The organism is Thermomonospora curvata DSM 43183, from assembly GCF_000024385.1.
Taxonomy (GTDB): domain Bacteria; phylum Actinomycetota; class Actinomycetes; order Streptosporangiales; family Streptosporangiaceae; genus Thermomonospora; species Thermomonospora curvata.
In genome coordinates this window covers 4,991,948-5,010,884 of the sequence record NC_013510.1, presented here as the reverse complement: position 1 = coordinate 5,010,884, position 18,937 = coordinate 4,991,948, and the positions used below count along the sequence as shown (strand labels likewise).

Genomic DNA, 18,937 nt, shown 5'->3' with positions numbered 1-18,937 from the left:
GAGGCGGGAGATGAAGGCAGAAGGCATCCAGGCCGCAGCCTGGCTTCTCATCGCCCTCCCGCTGGCGGGCGCGGCGATTTTGCTGCTGGGCGGCAGGCGCACCGACAAGTGGGGCCACCTGCTCGGCACCGGCATGTCGCTGGCGTCGTTCGCGGTCGGGTTGGCGATGTTCGTCCAGATGCTCGGCTACGACCCCGGCGAGCGGCGGCGGCTGGTGCATCTGTACGAGTGGTTCACCGTCGGGGACTTCCACCTCGACATGGGCCTGCTGATCGACCCGTTGTCGATCAGCTTCGTGCTGCTGATCACCGGTGTGGGTTCGCTGATCCACATCTACTCCATCGGCTACATGGCCGAAGACGAGCACCGGCGGCGGTTCTTCGCCTACCTGAACCTGTTCGTGGCGGCGATGCTGCTGCTGGTGCTGGCCGACAACTACGTCGGCCTGTTCATCGGCTGGGAGGGCGTCGGGTTGGCGTCCTACCTGCTGATCGGGTTCTGGCAGTACAAGCCGTCGGCGGCGACCGCGGCCAAGAAGGCGTTCGTGGTCAACCGGGTCGGCGACCTGGGCATGGTCATCGGCATCTCGCTGATGTTCGCCACGTTCGGCACCGTGGCCTTCACCGACATCCTCGGTGAGGGAGCCCACCACGTCGGCGCCGCCCAGCAGATCAGCGAGGGCACCGCCACCGCGATCGGGCTGCTGCTGCTCCTGGGCGCCTGCGGCAAGTCCGCCCAGCTGCCGCTGCAGTCCTGGCTTCTGGACGCGATGGAGGGCCCCACCCCGGTCTCGGCGCTGATCCACGCGGCCACCATGGTGACCGCCGGCGTCTACCTGATCGTCCGCTCCGGCCCGATCTTCGAGATGGCGCCGGACGCCCAGCTGGCGGTGACGATCGTGGGCGCGGCCACGCTGCTGGCCGGTGCGATCATCGGGTGCGCCAAGGACGACATCAAGAAGGCGCTGGCCGGCTCGACCATGTCGCAGATCGGCTACATGGTGCTGGCGGCGGGGCTGGGCCCGGCCGGGTACGTGTTCGCCATCGCCCACCTGATCGCCCACGGCTTCTTCAAGGCCGGGCTGTTCCTGGGCGCCGGGTCGGTCATGCACGCCATGAACGACGACGTGAACATGCGCCACTACGGCGGGCTGCGCACCGCCATGACGATCACCTGGGCCACCTTCGGGCTGGGCTACCTGGCGATCATCGGGGTGCCGCCGCTGGCCGGCTTCTTCACCAAGGAGGGCATCATCACCGCCGCCTTCGACAAGGGCGGCACCTCCGGCATGATCCTGGGCACCTGCACGGTGGTGGGCGCGGCGATCACCGCCTACTACATGTCCCGGGTGATGTTCATGACCTTCTACGGCGACAAGCGGTGGGAGGACGACGTCCACCCGCACGAGTCGCCGAAGGTGATGACCATCCCGCTGATGCTGCTGGCGGTCGGCTCGGTGGCCGCCGGCTGGGTGCTGGTGCTCGGCTCCTTCCCCGGCTTCCTGGAGCCGGTGGTCGGTGAGGAGGGGCACCATGAGTTCCACTGGATCACCGTGCCGAGCGTGACGGTGCTGGTGCTGATGCTGGCCGGTGTGGCGCTGGCCTGGCGGCAGTACGGGGCCCGCCCGGTGCCGCGCAAGGCCCCGGCCGGCTCCTTCCTGACCGTGGCCGCCCGCAAGGACCTCTACGGCGACTCCATCAACGAGTCGCTGTTCATGCGGCCCGGCCAGTGGCTGACCCGGCTGGCGGTCTTCTTCGACAACAAGGGCGTGGACGGGATCGTCAACGGCCTGGCCGCCGCGATCGGCGGCACCTCGGGCCGGGTGCGCCGGCTGCAGACCGGCTTCGTGCGCTCCTACGCCCTGTCCATGTTCCTCGGCGCGGCGGTCGTCGTGGCGGCCCTGCTGGCGGTGAACGCCTGATGCGCCCTGTCCAAGCCTGCCCGATTGCCGCCGCCGCGGCGGCGGCCCTGCTGGTGGTGAACGTCTGATGAACGACTTTCCCTGGCTGAGCGTCCTGATCGCGCTGCCCGCGCTGGGCGCGCTGGGCGTGGCGCTGCTGCCGCGCGGCCGGGACGCACTGGCCAAGCAGGTGGCGCTGGGAGTGTCGGTACTGGTCGCCGCCTTGGCCTTCGTCATGGCGGCCGGCTTCGAGGTCGGCGGCCCGCGCCACCAGTTCGAAGAGGTCTACGAGTGGATCCCCGCCTTCGGGGTGCACTGGGCGCTCGGCGTCGACGGCGTCGCCCTGGTGCTGATCCTGATGTCGGTGGTGCTCGTCCCGCTGGTCATCGTGGCCTCCTGGGGCGAGGCCGACCGCTACGGCGGGGTGGTCGCCGAGGGCGAGCGGCCCCCGGCCAAGTCGGTCAAGACCTACTTCGCGCTGATCCTGGCCCTCGAGGCCATGATGGTCGGGGTCTTCGCGGCCACCGACGTCTTCCTGTTCTACATCTTCTTCGAGGTCATGCTGGTCCCGGTGTACTTCCTCATCGGGATCTTCGGCGGCCCGCAGCGCTCGTACGCGGCGGTGAAGTTCCTGCTGTACTCGCTGCTGGGCGGGCTGCTGATGCTGGTCGCGGTGATCGCCCTGTACGTGCAGGGGCCGAACACCTTCCTGATGTCGGAGCTGCAGGGCCTCAAGCTCGACCCGGCCGTGGCCAAGTGGCTGTTCCTGGGCTTCTTCATCGCCTTTGCGATCAAGGCGCCCATGGTGCCGGTGCACACCTGGCTGCCGGACACCGCCGCCCAGGCCCCGGCCGGCGCGCTGGTGCTGATCGTCGGCGTGCTGGACAAGGTCGGCACCTACGGCATGCTCCGGTTCTGCCTGGAGCTGTTCCCCGAGGCGTCCAAGTGGGCCGCCCCGGGGGTGCTGACCTTCGCGGTGATCAGCGTCATCTACGGCGCGGTGCTGGCGATCGGGCAGGTGGACCTGAAGCGGCTGATCGCCTACACCTCGATCTCCCACTTCGGGTTCATCGTGCTGGGCATCTTCGCGATGACCTCCCAGGGCCAGTCCGGCGCCGCGCTCTACATGGTCAACCACGGGTTCTCCACCGGCGCGCTGTTCCTGATCGTCGGGTTCCTCATCGTGCGCCGCGGCTCGGCCCGCGTCGACGCCTTCGGCGGGGTGCAGAAGGTGGCGCCGCTGCTGGCCGGGGCGTTCCTCATCGCCGGGCTGTCGGGACTGTCGCTGCCGGGGCTGGCGCCGTTCGTCTCGGAGTTCCTGGTGCTGGTCGGCACCTTCAGCCGCTACCAGGTCGCCGCGGTCATCGCCGCGCTGGGCATCGTGCTGGCCGCCGTCTACATCCTGTGGATGTACCAGCGGACCATGAACGGGCCCACCGCCGAGGCCGTCGCCGGCTTCAAGGATCTGTCCCGGCGGGAGCTGACCGCCATCGCCCCGATCCTGGCGATCATCGTGGCGCTGGGCTTCTTCCCCAAGCCGGTGCTGGATGTGATCGACCCGTCGGTCCAGCAGACGCTCCGTCAGGTCCAGGTGAGCGATCCCACGCCCACCGTCGCTGAGAAGGGGGCTCGTCCGTGAGCGCCGGAGTGCACATCATCGCGGCTCCCGGGAGCATTCCCGCGCCGCACATCGAGTACGGCCAGCTGGCGCCGCTGCTGATCGTCTTCGGCGTGGCGGTGGCCGGGGTGCTGGTGGAGGCGTTCGTCGGCCGCTCCTGGCGCTACCGCGTCCAGGTGCCGCTGGCCTTCGCCGGGCTGCTGGCCGCCCTGGTGTGGACGGTGGTGCTGGCCTGGCGGGAACAGCCGTTCCACGTGGCGGCCATGGGCGCCATCGGGGTGGACGGGCCGACCCTGTTCATCCAGGGCACCATCCTGGTGCTGGCGCTGGTCAGCCTGCTGCTGATCGCCGAACGCAGCGCCGCCCACTTCACCGCCCAGGCCTCGGCGCTGCCGGGCAGCGAGGCCGAGCAGCAGACCATGACGGCGGGGATCCGGCAGACCGAGATCTTCCCGCTGATGATGTTCGCGGTGGGCGGGATGCTGCTGTTCCCGGCCGCCAACGACCTGCTGACCATGTTCGTGGCGCTGGAAGTGCTGTCGCTGCCGCTGTACCTGCTGTGCGGCCTGGCCCGTCGGCGGCGGCTGCTGTCGCAGGAGGCGGCGGTCAAGTACTTCCTGCTGGGGGCGTTCTCCTCGGCGTTCTTCCTGTACGGGGTGGCGCTGCTGTACGGCTTCGCCGGGTCGGTGCGGCTGTCGGACATCGCCGACCAGGCCGGCCGCGGCGCCGGCGGCGAGCCGCTGCTGCTGGGCGGGATCGCGCTGGTCAGCGTCGGGCTGCTGTTCAAGCTGGGCGCGGCGCCGTTCCACATGTGGAAGCCGGACGTCTACCAGGGCGCCCCGACCCCGGTCACCGCGCTGATGGCCTCCACCACGCTGGTGGCGGCCTTCGGGGCGCTGCTGCGGGTCTACTACGTGGGCTTTGAGACGCTGCGCTGGGACTGGCGGCCGGCGATGTGGGGGGTGGCCATCCTCACCATGGTGGCCGGCGCGGTCATCGCGGTCACCCAGACCGACATCAAGCGGATGCTGGCCTACTCCTCCATCGCGCACGCCGGCTTCCTGCTGACCGGTGTGGTCGCCACCTCCCAGCAGGGGCTGTCGAGCACCCTGTTCTACCTGGCCGCCTACGGATTCACTACCATCGGAGCGTTCGCCGTGGTCACCATGGTGCGCGACACCGGTGGCGAGGCGGCCCACCTGCGCCGCTGGGCGGGGCTGGGCAAGCGCTCGCCGATGGTGGCCGGGGTGTTCGCCTTCTTCCTGCTGGCCATGGCCGGTATCCCGCTCACCAGCGGGTTCACCGGCAAGTTCGCGGTGTTCTCGGCGGCGGTGGACGGCGGTGCCACCCCGCTGGTGATCGTGGGCGTGCTGGCCTCGGCGGTGGCGGCCTTCTTCTACGTCCGGGTGATCGTGATCATGTTCTTCAGTGATCCGGTCGCCGACGGGCCGTCGGTGGTGTTCAGCCCGGCCACGGTGACTGCGGTCGCCCTCGGCGTGGCGGTTACTGTGGTACTCGGCGTGCTGCCCCAGCCGGTGCTGGACCTGGCCGGGGATGCCGCCGCTCAGATGTTCGTTCGTTGACGGGGGCCGCCTGCGGGCGGCCGTCCCGTAGGGGGTTCTCGGTGAGCAGTGGGGTGCCGTTCGACCTGTCGGTCGATGCCGCGCTCGCAGCGGATATGCGGGAGCGGCTGGCGGTGGTGGAGGAGCTGCTGGTCCAGTCGGTCACCAGCGACGACCCGCTGCTGGCCGAGGCGTCCAAGCACCTGGTGGAGGCCGGCGGCAAACGGTTCCGCCCGGCGCTGGTGCTGCTGGCCTCCCACTTCGGCGACCCGGCCGCCGCGGGCGTGGTGCCCGCGGCGGTGGTCGTCGAGCTGACCCACCTGGCCACGCTGTATCACGACGATGTGATGGACGAGGCCACCGTGCGGCGCGGCGAGGAGTCGGCCAACGTCCGCTGGACCAACACGGTGGCCATCTTGACCGGCGACTACCTGTTCGCCCGGGCCTCGGACCTGCTGGCCGACCTGGGGCCGCAGGCGGTGCGGATCCAGGCGCGGGCGTTCGCCCGCCTGGTGCGCGGGCAGATCGCCGAGACCTCCGGGCCGGCCCCGGACGCCGACCCGCTCGAGCACTACCTGCAGGTGGTGGCCGACAAGACCGCCTCGCTGATCGCGGTCTCCGGGCATCTGGGCGCGCTGCTGGCCGGCGCTCCGCAGCAGGTGGTGGAGACCATCACCTCCGCCTGCGAGAAGATCGGCGTGGCCTTCCAGCTGTCGGACGACATCTTGGACATCGCCTCGGAGTTCGAGCAGTCCGGCAAGACCCCCGGCACGGACCTGCGGGAGGGCATCCGCACCCTGCCGATGCTGCACGTGCTGTCCTCCACCGACCCGGCGGATGCCCGGCTGCGCGAGCTGCTGTGCCAGGACCTGACCGACGAGGAGCTGCACGCCGAGGCGCTGGCGCTGCTGCGCGCCCACCCGGCGATGGACCGCGCCCGGGAGGACCTGCGGCGGTGGGCCGAGGACGCGCGGGCGGAGCTGCTGACGCTGCCGGACATCCCGGCCCGTGCCGCGCTGACGGGCCTGTGCGACTACGTGGTCTCCCGCACCGGCTGAGCGGCTTTGACCCGGGCCCGGCGGGCGGCGCGGAACCCGTCCGCGGTCAAGATCACCAGGGCGGTCCACACCAGCAGGAACCCGATCCACCGGCCGGCGGGCATCGGCTCGTGCTGCACCAGCAGCCCGATCAGGAACTGCAGGACCGGCGTCAGGTACTGCAGCATGCCCAGGGCGCTCAGCGGGATCCGGACCGCCGCCGCGTTGAACAGCATCAGCGGCACCGCCGTGACCAGCCCGCTGCCCGCCAGCAGCAGCGCGTGCCCCAGGCCCGCGTGGCCGAACGCCGCGCTGCCCTGCCCCTGGAGCAGCAGCGCATAGGCCAGCGCCGGCAGGAACAACACGGCGCTCTCGGCCGCCAGGCTCTCGGCCGACGGCATGTCGGCGAACTTCTTGACCATGCCGTACAGCCCGAACGAGCAGGCCAGCGTCAGCGCGATCCAGGGCGGGCGGCCGTAGTCGACGGCCAGCACCAGCACCGCCACGGCGCCCAGCCCGATCGCGCCCCACTGCCAGGGGCGCAGCCGTTCCCGGAACACCAGCACCCCCAGCAGCACGCTGATCAGCGGGTTGATGAAGTAGCCCAGCGCGGCTTCGAGGGTGTGCCCGGTGTTGACCGCGTAGATGAAGGCGCCCCAGTTGGCTCCGATCACCGCCGCCGCCAGCGCCAGCAGCGCCAGCGTGCGCGGCGTCAGCTCGCGCACCCATCGCCAGCTTCGGCGCACCGCCAGGATCACCAGCACGGTCACCAGCGACCACATGATCCGGTGCCCCAGGATCTCCGTCGCCCCGGCGGGCTTCAGCAGCGGCCAGTAGAGCGGAAACAGCCCCCACAGCCCATAGGCCGCGATCCCGGAGGCCAGACCACGCCGATCGATCACGCCCGTCACAGTATCAGCCGGTAATTACCGAATATATGTGACGTTCATGTCGCTGCCGGTGATGCGCCGGATACCCTGAAGAGGTGTTCGGCATCTTCAACACCGCCTTCAAGACCGAAATGGTCCCCGCGGACAAGGCCCTGCCCGGTCGCGACACCCCCATGCCGGTGCCGCCCGCCCACGAGGTACTGGGCACCCCGCTCGCCCCGCCCTACCCGGAGGGCAGCGAGATCGCCGACTTCGCCCTGGGCTGCTTCTGGGGCGCCGAGCGCACGTTCTGGCAGGTCCCCGGCGTCATCACCACCGCCGTCGGCTACCAGGGCGGCTACACGCCCAACCCGACCTACGAGGAGGTCTGCAGCGGCCTGACCGGCCACGCCGAGGCCGTCCGCGTCGTCTACGACCCCGCCAAGGTCACCTACGAGCGGCTTCTGCGTGTCTTCTGGGAGTCCCACGACCCCACCCAGGGCATGCGCCAGGGCAACGACATCGGCACCCAGTACCGCTCGGCCATCTACACCCACTCCGAGGCCCAGCGCAAGGCGGCCGAGGCCTCCCGCGAGGCCTACCAGAAGGCCCTGACCGCCGCCGGCCACGGCACCATCACCACCGAGATCGCCCCCGCCGGCCCCTTCTACTTCGCCGAGCCCTACCACCAGCAGTACCTGTCGGACGCCAAGAATCCCAACGGCTACTGCGGCCTGGGCGGCACCGGCGTCTCCTGTCCGGTGGGCATCGCACCCGCCGAGTGACCACATCGGCCTCGCCCCCTGGGTTTACGGCACACCTCTCGGGTCAGATGCACGACCGGGGGCCCGCTGCCGGACCAGGCCGTGTCGGGCCGACTTCCACTGCCCTGGCCTGCCTTTACTCTGGGGCCCTCATCCCCCCTTTAAGGGATCGCAACGCGGATGAGGATGTGGCGGCGGATGCGCGTCCAGTCGCCCTCATCCACCCTTGAGGGAGCGCAACGCGCACCGGGCCGCGGTCTCCCACTCGGAGAGCCCCGTCCTCGTCCGCTCTGTGGGAGATCGCAGCATCTCGAACGAGCCGCCCGGTGGCCTTCAGAGCGACGGGCCCTCATCCACCTTGTGAGAGGGACCGCAAGATGACGCACTAGAAGCGAATAGAGGAGTTCCCCGCGTCCTCATCCGCCCTGCGGGGGATCGCAACGTGGCGTCTTGGATGGGTGTGGCGGAGCCGGCACGTCCTCGTCGGCGCTATGAGGGATTGAAGCGAACGGCCTGGTCAGGGAGCGGGCCCGCTGCCGTGGATCCGCATCTCTCCGGTACGGGGCCGGGGTGCTTCCGGTCAGTGAGACCGGGGCGTTCGTGGTCGTCCCGGATGCCTAGGTTGGGCGTGCGGCGGCAGGCGGGCGGGGACGCGGGCCCTGGTCGCGTCGGCCGCCGGACGGCAGGTTCGTCGCAGTGGCCCGCGTTGTTCCGGGGTGGTCGTGGCACGGGAGCGTTCGCAGTGGTGGGATCGGCAGCAGATCCACGACGTCGTGCTGCGGTACTGCCGGGGGATCGACCGGCTGGACTTCGAACTGGTGCGTTCGGCCTACCATCCCGGCGCGATCGACCACCACACCGGCTTTGACGGGACCGTCGAGGAGTACCTGGCCTGGGTGGAGCCCAGGCTGCGGGCGCGGCGGGGCGGGACCATGCACATCGTGGCCAACCACCTGGTCGATCTGTACGGAGATGAGGCGGTCTCGGAGGCCTACGGCATCTCCGTGCACTGGGGGGAGCCGGCCGACAGCGTCCGGGCCAACTTCACCAGCGGGGTGCGGTTCGTCGATCACATGACCTACCGGGACGGGCGGTGGGCCATCTGCGAGCGCTGGGCGGTCCGTGAGTGGACCAGGTCCGAGGTCGGGCGGTTCGTGCCCAAGGAGGGGGAGGGGCCGTCGGGGCGCCGGGACGAGCTCGATCCCCTCATCGTGCTGCAGCGGCGCATCGCATCGAGAAGGGCGGGGTCGTGAAGGTCGGTATCAGCTCTCCCATCGTCGCTCTGGCCGGTAACCGACCCGAGTGGGAGCACCGGGCCGGGGTCGCCGAACTGGTCCGGGTCGCCAAGGCCGCCGACCGGCTCGGGTACGACTTCATGACCTGTCCCGACCATGTGGCCGTGCCGCCGGGGTTGCCGCGCGGTGAACGCTTCTACGACCCGCTGGCGACTTTCTCGTTCCTGGCGGCGCACACCGAGCGGCTGCGTTTTCTGCCGTACGTGCTGGTGCTGCCCTTCTACCACCCGCTGGAGCTGGCCAAGCGGTACGGCACCCTCGACCATCTCAGCGGCGGCCGGCTGATCCTCGGGCTGGGCGTGGGCAACCTGCGCGAGGAGTTCGATCTGCTGGGCAAGCCCTTCGACGATCGCGGGCCGCGGGCCGATGACGCGCTGCGCGCCTTGCGGGCGGCGCTGTCCTCCCGGGTCGTCTCCTACGAGGGGGAGTACTTCTCGTTCAAGGAGATGGTGATCGATCCGCACGCCGTGCAGTCCCGGGTGCCGCTGTGGATCGGGGGCCACAGCATGCGCGCGCTGCGCCGGGCGGTCACGCTCGGGGACGGGTGGGCCCCGGCGCCCCAGACGTTCCGCGGCCCGTCGCCGGAGCGGATGCGGCAGATGCTCGACTCGGTGCAGATTCCCGAGGGCTTCGACGTGGTGTTCACGCCCAATCGCCGCATCGACGCCATCGGCAGGCCCGAGCAGGTCACCGAGCTGATGCGGACCGCCGCCGAGGCGGGGGCCACCCGGATCAACCTCACCGTGCGGCACGAGTCGCTGGAGCACTACCTGGAGCAGCTGGAGGCCTTCGCCGAGATCACCTTCTCCGGCTGAGGGGCGTTTCCCGCTTCCGGGACGGCTCAAAGGCCGCTCAGCGCCGGGCAAACGGGGGAGCGTCCCGCCGGTGCCGCGTTCGCCGCGCGCTTAGGTTGGCCGCATGCCGGAGGGCGCGCAGCGGAGCCGGGGCGACGGGCTGGTGGATCGGGAGCGGCTGCTGGGGTTCGCCGACGCGGTGATCGCGATCGCGATCACCCTGCTGGCGTTGGGCATCCAGGTGCCGGCGGGGCTGACGGAGCCCCAGCTGCGGCAGGTGCTGCACGGCGCGCTGCCCGATCTGTGGGCTTATGCGCTGAGCTTTGCGGTCATCGGGTTGTTCTGGCTCGGCAACCACGGCCTGTTCGCCATGGTCGCGCAGGTGGACGGGCCGATGGTGATGCTGGAGCTGGCCTTGCTGGCGTGCATCGCGATCCTGCCGTTTCCGACCCGGCTGATCAGTGACTACGGCAACGTCTCCGTCGCGGTGGCCGGGTATGCCGGGACCCTTGCGCTGGCGGGGGCGCTGATGACGGTCATGTCGCTGCGGTTGCGCCGGCCGGGTCCGCTGCGGGCGCCGGGCGTTCCCCAGCGCCGGGTCCGTTCGGAGATCACCGACAACGTGGTGTTGACCTTGGTGTTCGGGGTGTCCGCCCCCGTGGCGTTCCTTTCGCCTTCCGCGGCCATGTACCTGTGGCTGCTGCTGCTCCTGCGCCGGGTCGCGCAGAGCTTGGGCGGACGTGTGCGGGGCGCTCGCCGGCCCGGTGAACGCGCGGACTGACGGCGGCGGGGGCCCGTCGTCCCGTGGGCGGCGGCTGCGCACGAAAGCCGATGGCGCGAAGAATGCCGGAGCACCGCCGAAGAAATGTCATGAAAAAGCGGGAAGATGGGTCGATCTCATGCCCTGGGTCTGGTTTACCCGATTGTTTTCCCCTTGACCAATGCGAAGGAGACAGATCGTCGTCGATCTGTCTCGCTTCTTCTTCGCACATGACGGCGGGCGCCCACGTCGGGCGTCCGCTGCACAGAGGGGTAGTCGGGGCAGGGAAGAGCGACGGCGGGATTTACCACGGCGTTGCCAGACCCGTCCGTCAATGCGTCAAGAGGTACGCGATTACCAGAACGATGATGAGCTCGGCCATGTCATTAGAGTAGGTCGGCGGGTTGGCCGGATGCGGCAACCTGGAGGTTACAAGAATCTGACCTCGGAGTTGGAAGGTGCGAATCTTTCCAACTTCTCCCCTTGTTTCGGTGGGGGTGTTGCGGACTCTTCGCCCAGGTCAGAGCGGTGTTCCGGAGCGCGGTCCGCTTTGTGTCGCCACTGTGATCAGTGTCACTCGAGTGACGAAAATCACGAATGGGGTGATATGTCTGGCTCGGCTCTCCGCTCCAGGGCGGGTGAGAAAGGTTCACCGTTCAAGTTCGGGTGAGCAGCGACCTGACAGCGTTTGGCCTGGGAAGTGAGCAGTTCCCGGCCCTACCGTGCCCCGGCGACCGCTGAGTGCCGTCCCCGAACGGGGACGGGGTGCATCGGGATCCGCTGGGAGGCTTCATGCGGCAGACCAAGCCGGGCACCGGGCCGTCCGACGCCTGCGAGCCGGCCGGGGGGAGACGATGAAGGTCCTGGTCACCGGGGCGAGCGGTTTCGTGGGCTCGCATACCGTCAAGGCGCTGGTGGAGGCCGGGCACCAGGTGCGCGCGGCGGCCCGCTCGGCGCACCGGATCCGGCGGGCGCTGCGCCCGCACGGCTGCGCCGACGCGGTCGAGACGGTCGAGGTGGACCTCACCTCCCGCGAGCCGGTGGTGCGGGCCCTGACCGGCTGTGACGCCGTGGTGCACACCGCCGCCGTCCACTCCTTCGACGCCCGGCGCCGCCCGGAGCTGCACGCGATCAACGTGCGCAGCACCGACCTGGTCCTCGGCAGCGCCTACGGGCTGGGGCTGAACCCGATCGTCCACGTCTCCTCCTTCACCGCGCTGCTGCCGGCCGCGCAGTCGCTGACGGCGAGCTCCCCGGTCGGCGACCCGCCGGTGCCCTGCGGGCGGTCCAAAGCCCTGGCCGAATGGATCGCCCGGCGCTGGCAGCTCGCCGGGGCGCCGGTGACGATCGTCACCCCGGGGATGGTGTGGGGGCCGCACGATCCGGCCTGCGGCGAGAGCACTCTGCTGGCCCGCTCCGTCCTGCAGGGCAGGCTCCCCTTCCGGCTGCCGGGCGTCGTGCCGGTGGTGGACGTGCGCGATCTGGCCGCCGTGCACGTGGCGGTGCTGAGCGCGGGCGTGGCCCCGCGCCGCTACCTGGCCGTCGCCGAGACGCCGGCCATGGCCGAGATCCAGCGGCTGGTCGCCGCGGCCGGCGGGGGCAGCCCGGCCCGGCTCGCCGTGCCCGCGCCCGTGCTGTCGGCCGCGGGCAGGCTCGCCGATCTCCTCCAGCGGATGCTGCCGGTCCGGCTGACGTTCGGCCGGGAGGGCACCTGGACCGCCCTGCACTGCCCGCCCGGCGCCGACGCCTCGGCCACCACCGCCGACCTCGGCGTCACCTTCCGCTCCGCGGCCGAATCCGTCCTGGACACCGTGCGCTGGCTGATCGGTTCCACCGAGCAGGGCCCGCTCCGGGAGGAGGCGGCATGAGCTTTTCGGCCGGCCGGGAAGGGGCCGGCCTTCCGGGGGCGGGATCCGTCACTGAAAGGGGCGGGCCTGCTCGTCCATGACCTCGTGGACGATCTCCTGCAGCGGGCGCGGGGGATGGGTGTCCGTCCACATCTGCACGGCGATGCGCACGCTGGACAGGAAGGCGGCGGCCATGACGCGGGGGCGCAGTGCATCGGGCGGCAGCCCTTCGCGCTCGGCGATCAACGCGGTGAGGTTCTGCTCGGCGGCGGCGTAGTTGGCCATCTGGCGGGCCGCCAGGGAGGGGTGCCGCTTGGCCAGCCGGGCCCGCATGGACCACTCGGGGTCGGGGCGGCGGCCCAGGCTCCGGTAGTAGTCGTCGACGGCGTTGCGCAGCGCCGTCCAGGACGGCTCGTCGGGCGGGCGGGCGGCGAAGGACTCCAAGATGGCCCGCATCCGCTGCTCGTCGCCGTACAGGAGGGCGTCTTCCTTGCCGGCGAAGTAGTTGGAGAAGGTCCGCCGGGAGACTCCGGCCGCGTCCGCGATGGCCTCCACGGTGACCTTGTCCAGGCCGTGTTCGATCGCCAGCCGCATCGCGGCGTCGTGCAGCGCCTGGCGCGTGGCCGCCTTCTTGCGCTCGCGCAGGCCCGGCATGGTCTTCACGGCACCCACCTTAGCGACCGGAGTAAACTTGCCCATCGGGTAAATTTTCCCAGTGGGAATAGACTACCGGCCGGTAGTCGTTGGTCTCCCGCCTCCGCCCCCTTCCCCTTCCACACGCCGTCACCGGGAGGCAGTACTTGAGCATGCATTCGTCCCCGCCTGCGCCGATGAGCCGTCGGCAGACGCTGGAGGCACTGGCCGGCCTCATGCTGGTGTTGTTCGCCGCCATGCTCAGCGCCACGGTGGTGGGCACCGCGCTGCCGCGGATCATCGGGGCGCTGCACGGCAGTCAGTCGCAATACACCTGGGTGGTGACGGCGACCCTGCTGACCTCCACCGCCGTCACCCCCATCTGGGGCAAGCTGGCCGACCTGTACAACAAGAAGCGGCTGGTCCAGCTCTCCATCGCGATCTTCCTGGTGGGCTCGCTGCTGGCCGGCCTGGCGCAGAACACCGAGCAGCTCATCGCCGCAAGGGCCTTCCAAGGGCTGGGCATGGGCGGCCTGCAGATCCTGGTGCAGATCGTGATCGGCGCCATCATCCCGCCCCGTGACCGCGGCAAGTACATGGGCTACATCGGCGCGGTGATGGCCGTGGCCACCGTCGGCGGGCCGCTGCTGGGCGGGCTGATCGTGGACGTCTCCTGGCTGGGCTGGCGCTGGTGCTTCTTCATCGGGGTGCCGATCGCGCTGGTGGCCGCCGTCCTGCTGCAGCTGACGCTGCACGTGCCGACGGTGCGCAAGGCCGACGTCAAGATCGACTACTTGGGCGCCACCCTGATCACCGGGGGCGTCAGCCTGCTGCTGGTCTGGGTCACCTTCGTGGACGGCTCCTTCGCCTGGCTGTCCTGGCAGACCGCCGCCATGGTGGGCGGGGCGCTGCTCATCCTGGCGCTGGCGGTGTGGGTGGAGTCGCGGGCCGCCGAGCCGGTGGTGCCGCTGCCCATCGTCATGCGGCGCAACACCGCCCTGTCCATCGTGGCCAGCCTGGCGGTGGGCTCGGCGATGTTCGGCGGCGCGGTCTTCCTCGGCCAGTACTTCCAGATCGGCCGCGGCTACAGCCCCACCAAGGCGGGCCTGCTGACCATCCCGATGATGGCCGGGGTGCTGCTGTCGTCCACGGTCATCGGGCGGCTGACCAGCAAGACCGGCAAGCCCAAGCCGTTCATCGTGTTCGGCACCGTGGTGCTGACCGCGGGCTTTGCGGTGATGAGCGTCATCGACCACGAAACCTCGCTGGTGCTGCTGAGCGCCGGCATGCTGCTGATCGGCATCGGGGTCGGCGCCTGCATGCAGAACCTGGTGCTGATCGTGCAGAACTCGGTGGCGCTGAAGGAACTGGGCGCGGCCAGCGGCACGGTGACCTTCTTCCGCTCACTCGGCGGGACGATCGGGGTGTCGGTGCTGGGCGCCGTGCTGGCCAACCGGGTCACCGCCCTGATCACCGAGAAGCTGTCCGCGGCGGGCATGGGCGCGGGCGCCGGCAAGGCCACCGGCAGCCTGGACCTGAGCGCGCTGCCGGCCCCCGTCGTGGAGATCGTCCGGGCCGCCTACGGCGACGCCACCGGCCACATCTTCCTGATCTCCGCAGGGCTGGGGGTGGTCAGCATCCTGGCGGCGCTGGCGCTCAAGCCGGTCACCCTGCGCGACACCCTCGACCTGGTCCCCGCGCCTTCGGAGCGGGCGGCCTCCGCCGATGCGGCCGAGGCCGCGCCGCGGCCGTAACGCCGGGGACCCCTCCGGAAAGCGGCGAGGCCGCGGACCATGCGGTCCGCGGCCTCGAAGCCGTCGTGCTCGGGCGTCCCTTTCGCGACCCTCGTCCCGGGAGCCTGCGGGGGAGCCCCGGCGGCGCGAACCTCCCGTTCCGCCGCAGGGCACACCGCCGGCCCCGGTCGCCGTACCCGTACCGGCCGCCTAGGCGGCGGGAGCCTTTCCCGGCACATGGCCCGGGATGCCGGGACGGGAGCCCCGGCGGCGCCCGGTGCCGTGCCGTCGCCGGCCGTCGCATTCGCCGGCCGTGCCGCGCCCGTCTCAACCTGCGGAGACGGCATGGCGGAAAGGGCTCAGTACGGCAGGATCCGTCCAGACGGCGTCCGGAGGTCCATGGGTGTCGGCTGACGCGGGGGCCTGGGGCGTTTGACGATTTGCTGCCGTGCCATGATGATCATCTCCCCCCTCTCGGCGGAAGTTAATCCACCGATCGAGCTGATCTTTGTGTCGTGCAACGACGCGGGCACGCCGCCTTGAACTGGCGAGCTTATTCAACCCGATGAGTTGTCTCGACCTCTTTTTCCGGTCATCAATGTGTCTTCTCCGTTGCGGCGCCCCGGCGGCACGGATGCCGGTCCGACCGCAACGAGGTGCAGGGATACCCCCGGAATCGCCATGAGAACACACCCATGGGACGAGACGGGACATGACCGTCTGCGGCCAAGGGCGGCTCTCGCAAGGGCGGGAGCCGCTTTGACGGTGCCGGCTCGCAGAGAGAGGGAAATCACACTTTCCCTAATTGTTGAGCCCGCTTCAACGGCCGTTCTGCCTGATCACCAGGGGTGAGGGCCGGATTCCGCCGCGTCCGGGCCCCCTTGCGGCGCCGGGCGGGTCCGCGGCGGATCGGGAGGACTCACCCGTCCCGGCCGGGCTCGGGCAGGGGCGCCAGCGCGGCGGCGAACATGGCGGTCAGGTGGGCGGTGAGGGCCTCGGGATCGGCCGCGCGCAGGTCGGCCAGGCCCAGGATGCGCCGCACCGAGCCGATGCCCATCACGATGGAGGCGGCGGCGGTGGCGCGCAGCCGGGCATCGGGCCCCTGCAGCCGGGCGGCCAGCGGCTCGACCAGGATGCGTTCCAGGTGACGGCGGATGATCGGCTGGATCTGCGGGTCGCCCACCGAGCGGTCCAGGGTGCGCAGCACCGGGCCGGCCTGGCCGTGGTGGATCAGCCGGACCACGTGCTCGGCCAGCCTGCCCGGCAGCTCCACCGCCTCGCCCTCCAGGACGTGCGGCAGCGCCGACTCCCCGGCCAGCACCTCGCCGAACAGCGCGGCCTTGGACCCGAAGTACCGGTTGACCAGCGCCACGTTGGCCTCGGCGCGGGCGGCGATCGCCCGCACCGACACATGGTCATAGCCGTGCTCGGCGAACAGCTCGCGGGCCGCCTCCAAAAGCCGCCGCCGGGTGGCGGCCCGGTCGCGCCTGGGCCGCGGGGCGGGGCCGTCGTTCGCCTGCTTCGGTCGCATCGGGTGACAGTATCCCGCCTTGACTTGTAAACGAGCGTATACATACTCGTGTGCAGAACACGGCTGATCAGGGGGGGACAGGGTGGGGCACGGCGCGGCGGGCGGCTATACGCACCGGCAGGTGCTCAAGATCCTCAGCGGGCTGCTGATGGCCATGATCACCGCGGTGATCTCCACCTCGGTGACCACCATCGCGCTGCCCACCATCATGGGCGAGCTGGGCGGGCAGGAACAGCTCGCCTGGGTGGCCAGCGCCCCGCTGCTGGCCATGACCGCCTCCACCCCGCTGTGGGGCAGGCTGTCGGACATCTTCGGCCGCAAGCGGATGTACCAGACCGCGCTGCTGCTGTTCACCGCCTCCTCGATCGCGGCCGGCCTCTCCCAGAACGTCGGCCAGCTCATCGCGTTCCGGGCGCTGCAGGGGATGGGCGCCGGCGGGGCGATGGCGCTCACCCAGGTCATCCTCGGCGACATCGTCGAACCCCGGCAGCGCGGACGCTACTCCGGCTACCTGGGCGCCGCCTACGGCCTGTCCACCGTGACCGCCCCGCTGCTCGGCGGCTTCCTGGTGGACGCTCCGCGCCTGGGCTGGCGCTGGTGCTTCTTCGTCACCGTGCCGCTGGCGCTGGCGGCCCTCGCCATCACCCAGTGGACCCTGCACCGGCCGCCGCGCGAGACGGGCCGGGCCCGGCCGAAGATCGACTGGGCGGGGGCGGTCACCATCACCGGCGCGGCGAGCACCGCGCTGATCGTGCTGTCCCTGGGCGGCAAGGAGTTCCCCTGGAACTCTCCGTGGACCTACGGCCTGACCGCGCTGACCCTGGTGCTGCTGGGGGCGGCGGTGGCGGCCGAACGGCGGGCCGCCGCGCCCATCCTGCCGCCCCGCCTGTTCGCCGACCGCACCTTCGTGCTCGCCTCGGCGGCCTCGCTGATGGTGGGCGTGGGCATGTTCGGGGTGATGACCTACCTGCCGCAGTACCTGCAGGTGGTGCAGGGCATGACACCCACCGTCTCCGGGCTGCTGGCCCTGCCGATGACGATCGGCGTCCTGCTGGGCAGCACCGTCTCCGGGCAGGTGGCCGCCCGCACCGGGCGCTGGAAGATGTTCCCGGTGACCGGGACGGCGCTGCTGGCGGCCGGGATGTTCCTGCTGTCGCGGCTGCAGGTGGACTCCGGTCCGGTGGCGGTCGGCATCGGCTGCGGGACGGCCGGGCTGGGCCTGGGCATGACCATGACGATGCTGGTGCTGGCCACGCAGAACGCCGCCGACCGCGCCGATATGGCCGCCGCCACCTCGGGCGTCACCTTCTTTCGCAGCATGGGCGGCGCGGTCGGGGTGGCCGCGCTCGGCGCCGTGCTCACCGCCCGGCTCACCGCCGCGCTGACCGAGCGGCTGCGCGCCGCCCGCCTGCCGGTGCCCGAGCGGGTCGGCACCGGGCTGGGCACCCCCGAGGAGATCCACGCCCTGCCCGAGCCGCTGCGGGGCCTGCTGCTGGCGTCCTTCACCGAGGCGGTCCAGGCCGCCTTCCTGGTCGGGGTGCCGATCGCGCTGGCGGGCCTGGCGGCCGCGCTGGCCCTCAAGGAACTGCCGCTGCGCACCTCCTCCGCCCCCGCCGAGGACCGGCGGCCCCCGGCCGCGGCGGCACCGCCCGCCGATGCCGGGCGGGCCGCGGGCGCGGTGAGCCACCGGCGGACTTGAGGAAGGACGTCCGCCGGCGGCGTCCGAACGCGCCGAGCGGGAGACCCCGGCGGCGGGATCGGGTTCAAGGCCCCCGCAGGATGCTCACCAGGCGGTCGGCCTCGGCCCGGCCGAGACTGCCGGTCACCACCACCTTGCCGTCGGTGATCGGCACCTCCACCCGCGGCGCGGTCACCAGCCGGCCGTTGACCACGAACGCCACCGAGCGGCCCGCGGCGATGCGGGTCAGCTCGCCGAACGCCCGCCGGTCGGCCGCGATCAGGTCGATCGCCACGTCATAGCTGCCGGCCGTCCGCCCCGGCTGCACCCGCAGGCCGGCGACCTGCCGGATCGCGATGCCGCTGCTGAGGTGGTAGCACCTGGCCTCCGAGGGGGTGGTCTGCTCGGTGATGCCCTGGGTGCCGGCCGGGCAGGCGCCGGCGACCACCTGGGTGACCGGGTAGATGTGCAGGGGGGAGGCCAGCGGCACCGGCTCGGGCCGCTCGGCGGTCACGATCAGCGCCCCGGTCAGCGTGATCGTGATGATCAGCGCCGCCAGCGTGACGACCACCGCCGCCAGGGCGGGCCGCCGCCGGGTGGAGCGCAGCCCGGCGCGGGCCCGGCGCTGCTCCTGGAGACGGCGCAGGGCGGCCGCCCGGCGCGCCCGCTCGGCGGCCCGGCGATCCGGCGGCGCGGCGCTCTCCTCGGCCGGGGGCGCCATGGGCTCTGGTTGCTCGGCGGCCGGGGACGCCGGTCTCTGCTCGGTCCGCTCGCCGCCGGCGCCCGGCGCGGAACGCTTGAAAAGCCGCAGACCTCTGCGTCCCGCCTGGAGGAAGCCGCCGCGTCCCCTCCGGGCCGGGCGGCCGCGTCGCCTGCCCGTGCCGCGTTCACGGGCCGGGCCACCCGGCGGGGGCGG

15 protein-coding genes are annotated in these 18,937 nt (G+C 71.3%); 11 read left to right on the top strand and 4 right to left on the bottom strand.

Annotated features, from left to right (window positions below; all coding sequences use genetic code 11):
• The first annotated feature begins 10 nt into the window (after window positions 1-10).
• The 4 genes from nuoL to TCUR_RS21665 all read left to right on the top strand — a co-directional run bounded on the left by nuoL (window position 11) and on the right by TCUR_RS21665 (window position 6,138).
• Complete coding sequence (nuoL, locus tag TCUR_RS21680) at window positions 11-1,921, top strand: NADH-quinone oxidoreductase subunit L (RefSeq protein ID WP_012854717.1); 1,911 nt, start codon at window positions 11-13, stop codon at window positions 1,919-1,921.
• 67 nt (window positions 1,922-1,988) lie between these two features.
• Window positions 1,989-3,539, top strand: coding sequence for an NADH-quinone oxidoreductase subunit M (locus TCUR_RS21675; protein WP_012854716.1), 1,551 nt, complete (start codon window positions 1,989-1,991; stop codon window positions 3,537-3,539).
• Window positions 3,536-5,101 (top strand): NADH-quinone oxidoreductase subunit NuoN, encoded by a 1,566-nt coding sequence (gene nuoN, locus TCUR_RS21670; protein WP_012854715.1) that lies wholly within the window; start codon window positions 3,536-3,538, stop codon window positions 5,099-5,101. Before TCUR_RS21675 ends, nuoN begins: the two co-directional genes overlap by 4 nt.
• Before the next feature lie 95 nt (window positions 5,102-5,196).
• Window positions 5,197-6,138, top strand: coding sequence for a polyprenyl synthetase family protein (locus TCUR_RS21665; protein ID WP_086014648.1), 942 nt, complete (start codon window positions 5,197-5,199; stop codon window positions 6,136-6,138).
• Here the strand turns inward: TCUR_RS21665 and rarD are convergent.
• A complete protein-coding gene (rarD, locus tag TCUR_RS21660) occupies window positions 6,114-7,028 on the bottom strand; it encodes an EamA family transporter RarD (protein WP_012854713.1) in 915 nt (304 codons plus the stop codon). The genes TCUR_RS21665 and rarD overlap by 25 nt on opposite strands.
• 110 nt (window positions 7,029-7,138) lie before the next feature.
• Here rarD and msrA point away from each other — a divergent pair, with 110 nt between their 5' ends.
• The 5 genes from msrA to TCUR_RS21635 all read left to right on the top strand — a co-directional run bounded on the left by msrA (window position 7,139) and on the right by TCUR_RS21635 (window position 12,467).
• Entirely contained in the window at window positions 7,139-7,771 is a 633-nt protein-coding gene (gene msrA, locus TCUR_RS21655) for a peptide-methionine (S)-S-oxide reductase MsrA (RefSeq protein WP_041442658.1), read from the top strand.
• A gap of 701 nt (window positions 7,772-8,472) precedes the next feature.
• On the top strand, window positions 8,473-9,003 hold the full coding sequence (locus tag TCUR_RS21650) for a nuclear transport factor 2 family protein (RefSeq protein WP_041442655.1): 531 nt from the start codon (window positions 8,473-8,475) through the stop codon (window positions 9,001-9,003).
• Window positions 9,000-9,860: an LLM class F420-dependent oxidoreductase gene (locus tag TCUR_RS21645; RefSeq protein WP_012854710.1), complete on the top strand. Its 861-nt coding sequence runs from the start codon at window positions 9,000-9,002 to the stop codon at window positions 9,858-9,860. The genes TCUR_RS21650 and TCUR_RS21645 overlap by 4 nt, the downstream gene beginning before the upstream one ends.
• A 103-nt stretch (window positions 9,861-9,963) precedes the next feature.
• Window positions 9,964-10,620, top strand: a complete 657-nt coding sequence (locus TCUR_RS21640; RefSeq protein ID WP_012854709.1) for a TMEM175 family protein — start codon at window positions 9,964-9,966, stop codon at window positions 10,618-10,620.
• Window positions 10,621-11,453: 833 nt separating this feature from the next.
• Window positions 11,454-12,467, top strand: a complete 1,014-nt coding sequence (locus tag TCUR_RS21635) for an SDR family NAD(P)-dependent oxidoreductase (protein WP_012854708.1) — start codon at window positions 11,454-11,456, stop codon at window positions 12,465-12,467.
• A 48-nt stretch (window positions 12,468-12,515) separates the two neighbouring features.
• Here the strand turns inward: TCUR_RS21635 and TCUR_RS21630 are convergent, their stop codons facing one another.
• Window positions 12,516-13,100: a TetR/AcrR family transcriptional regulator gene (locus tag TCUR_RS21630; RefSeq protein ID WP_041442649.1), complete on the bottom strand. Its 585-nt coding sequence runs from the start codon at window positions 13,098-13,100 to the stop codon at window positions 12,516-12,518.
• A gap of 176 nt (window positions 13,101-13,276) precedes the next feature.
• Between TCUR_RS21630 and TCUR_RS21625 the strand changes: the two genes are divergently transcribed.
• Complete coding sequence (locus TCUR_RS21625) at window positions 13,277-14,833, top strand: MDR family MFS transporter (RefSeq protein ID WP_148233078.1); 1,557 nt, start codon at window positions 13,277-13,279, stop codon at window positions 14,831-14,833.
• Between the two features lie 898 nt (window positions 14,834-15,731).
• On the opposite strand, the gene TCUR_RS21620 is transcribed toward TCUR_RS21625, so the two are convergent.
• Window positions 15,732-16,343: a TetR/AcrR family transcriptional regulator gene (locus TCUR_RS21620; RefSeq protein ID WP_012854705.1), complete on the bottom strand. Its 612-nt coding sequence runs from the start codon at window positions 16,341-16,343 to the stop codon at window positions 15,732-15,734.
• A gap of 82 nt (window positions 16,344-16,425) precedes the next feature.
• Here TCUR_RS21620 and TCUR_RS21615 point away from each other — a divergent pair, with 82 nt between their 5' ends.
• A complete protein-coding gene (locus TCUR_RS21615) occupies window positions 16,426-18,042 on the top strand; it encodes an MDR family MFS transporter (protein WP_012854704.1) in 1,617 nt (538 codons plus the stop codon).
• A gap of 64 nt (window positions 18,043-18,106) precedes the next feature.
• Here TCUR_RS21615 and TCUR_RS21610 read toward each other — a convergent pair whose 3' ends face one another.
• Window positions 18,107-18,742 carry a SecDF P1 head subdomain-containing protein gene (locus tag TCUR_RS21610; protein WP_012854703.1) on the bottom strand — a complete coding sequence of 212 codons (636 nt, stop codon included), beginning with the start codon at window positions 18,740-18,742 and terminating at the stop codon, window positions 18,107-18,109.
• Between the last annotated feature and the right edge of the window lie 195 nt (window positions 18,743-18,937).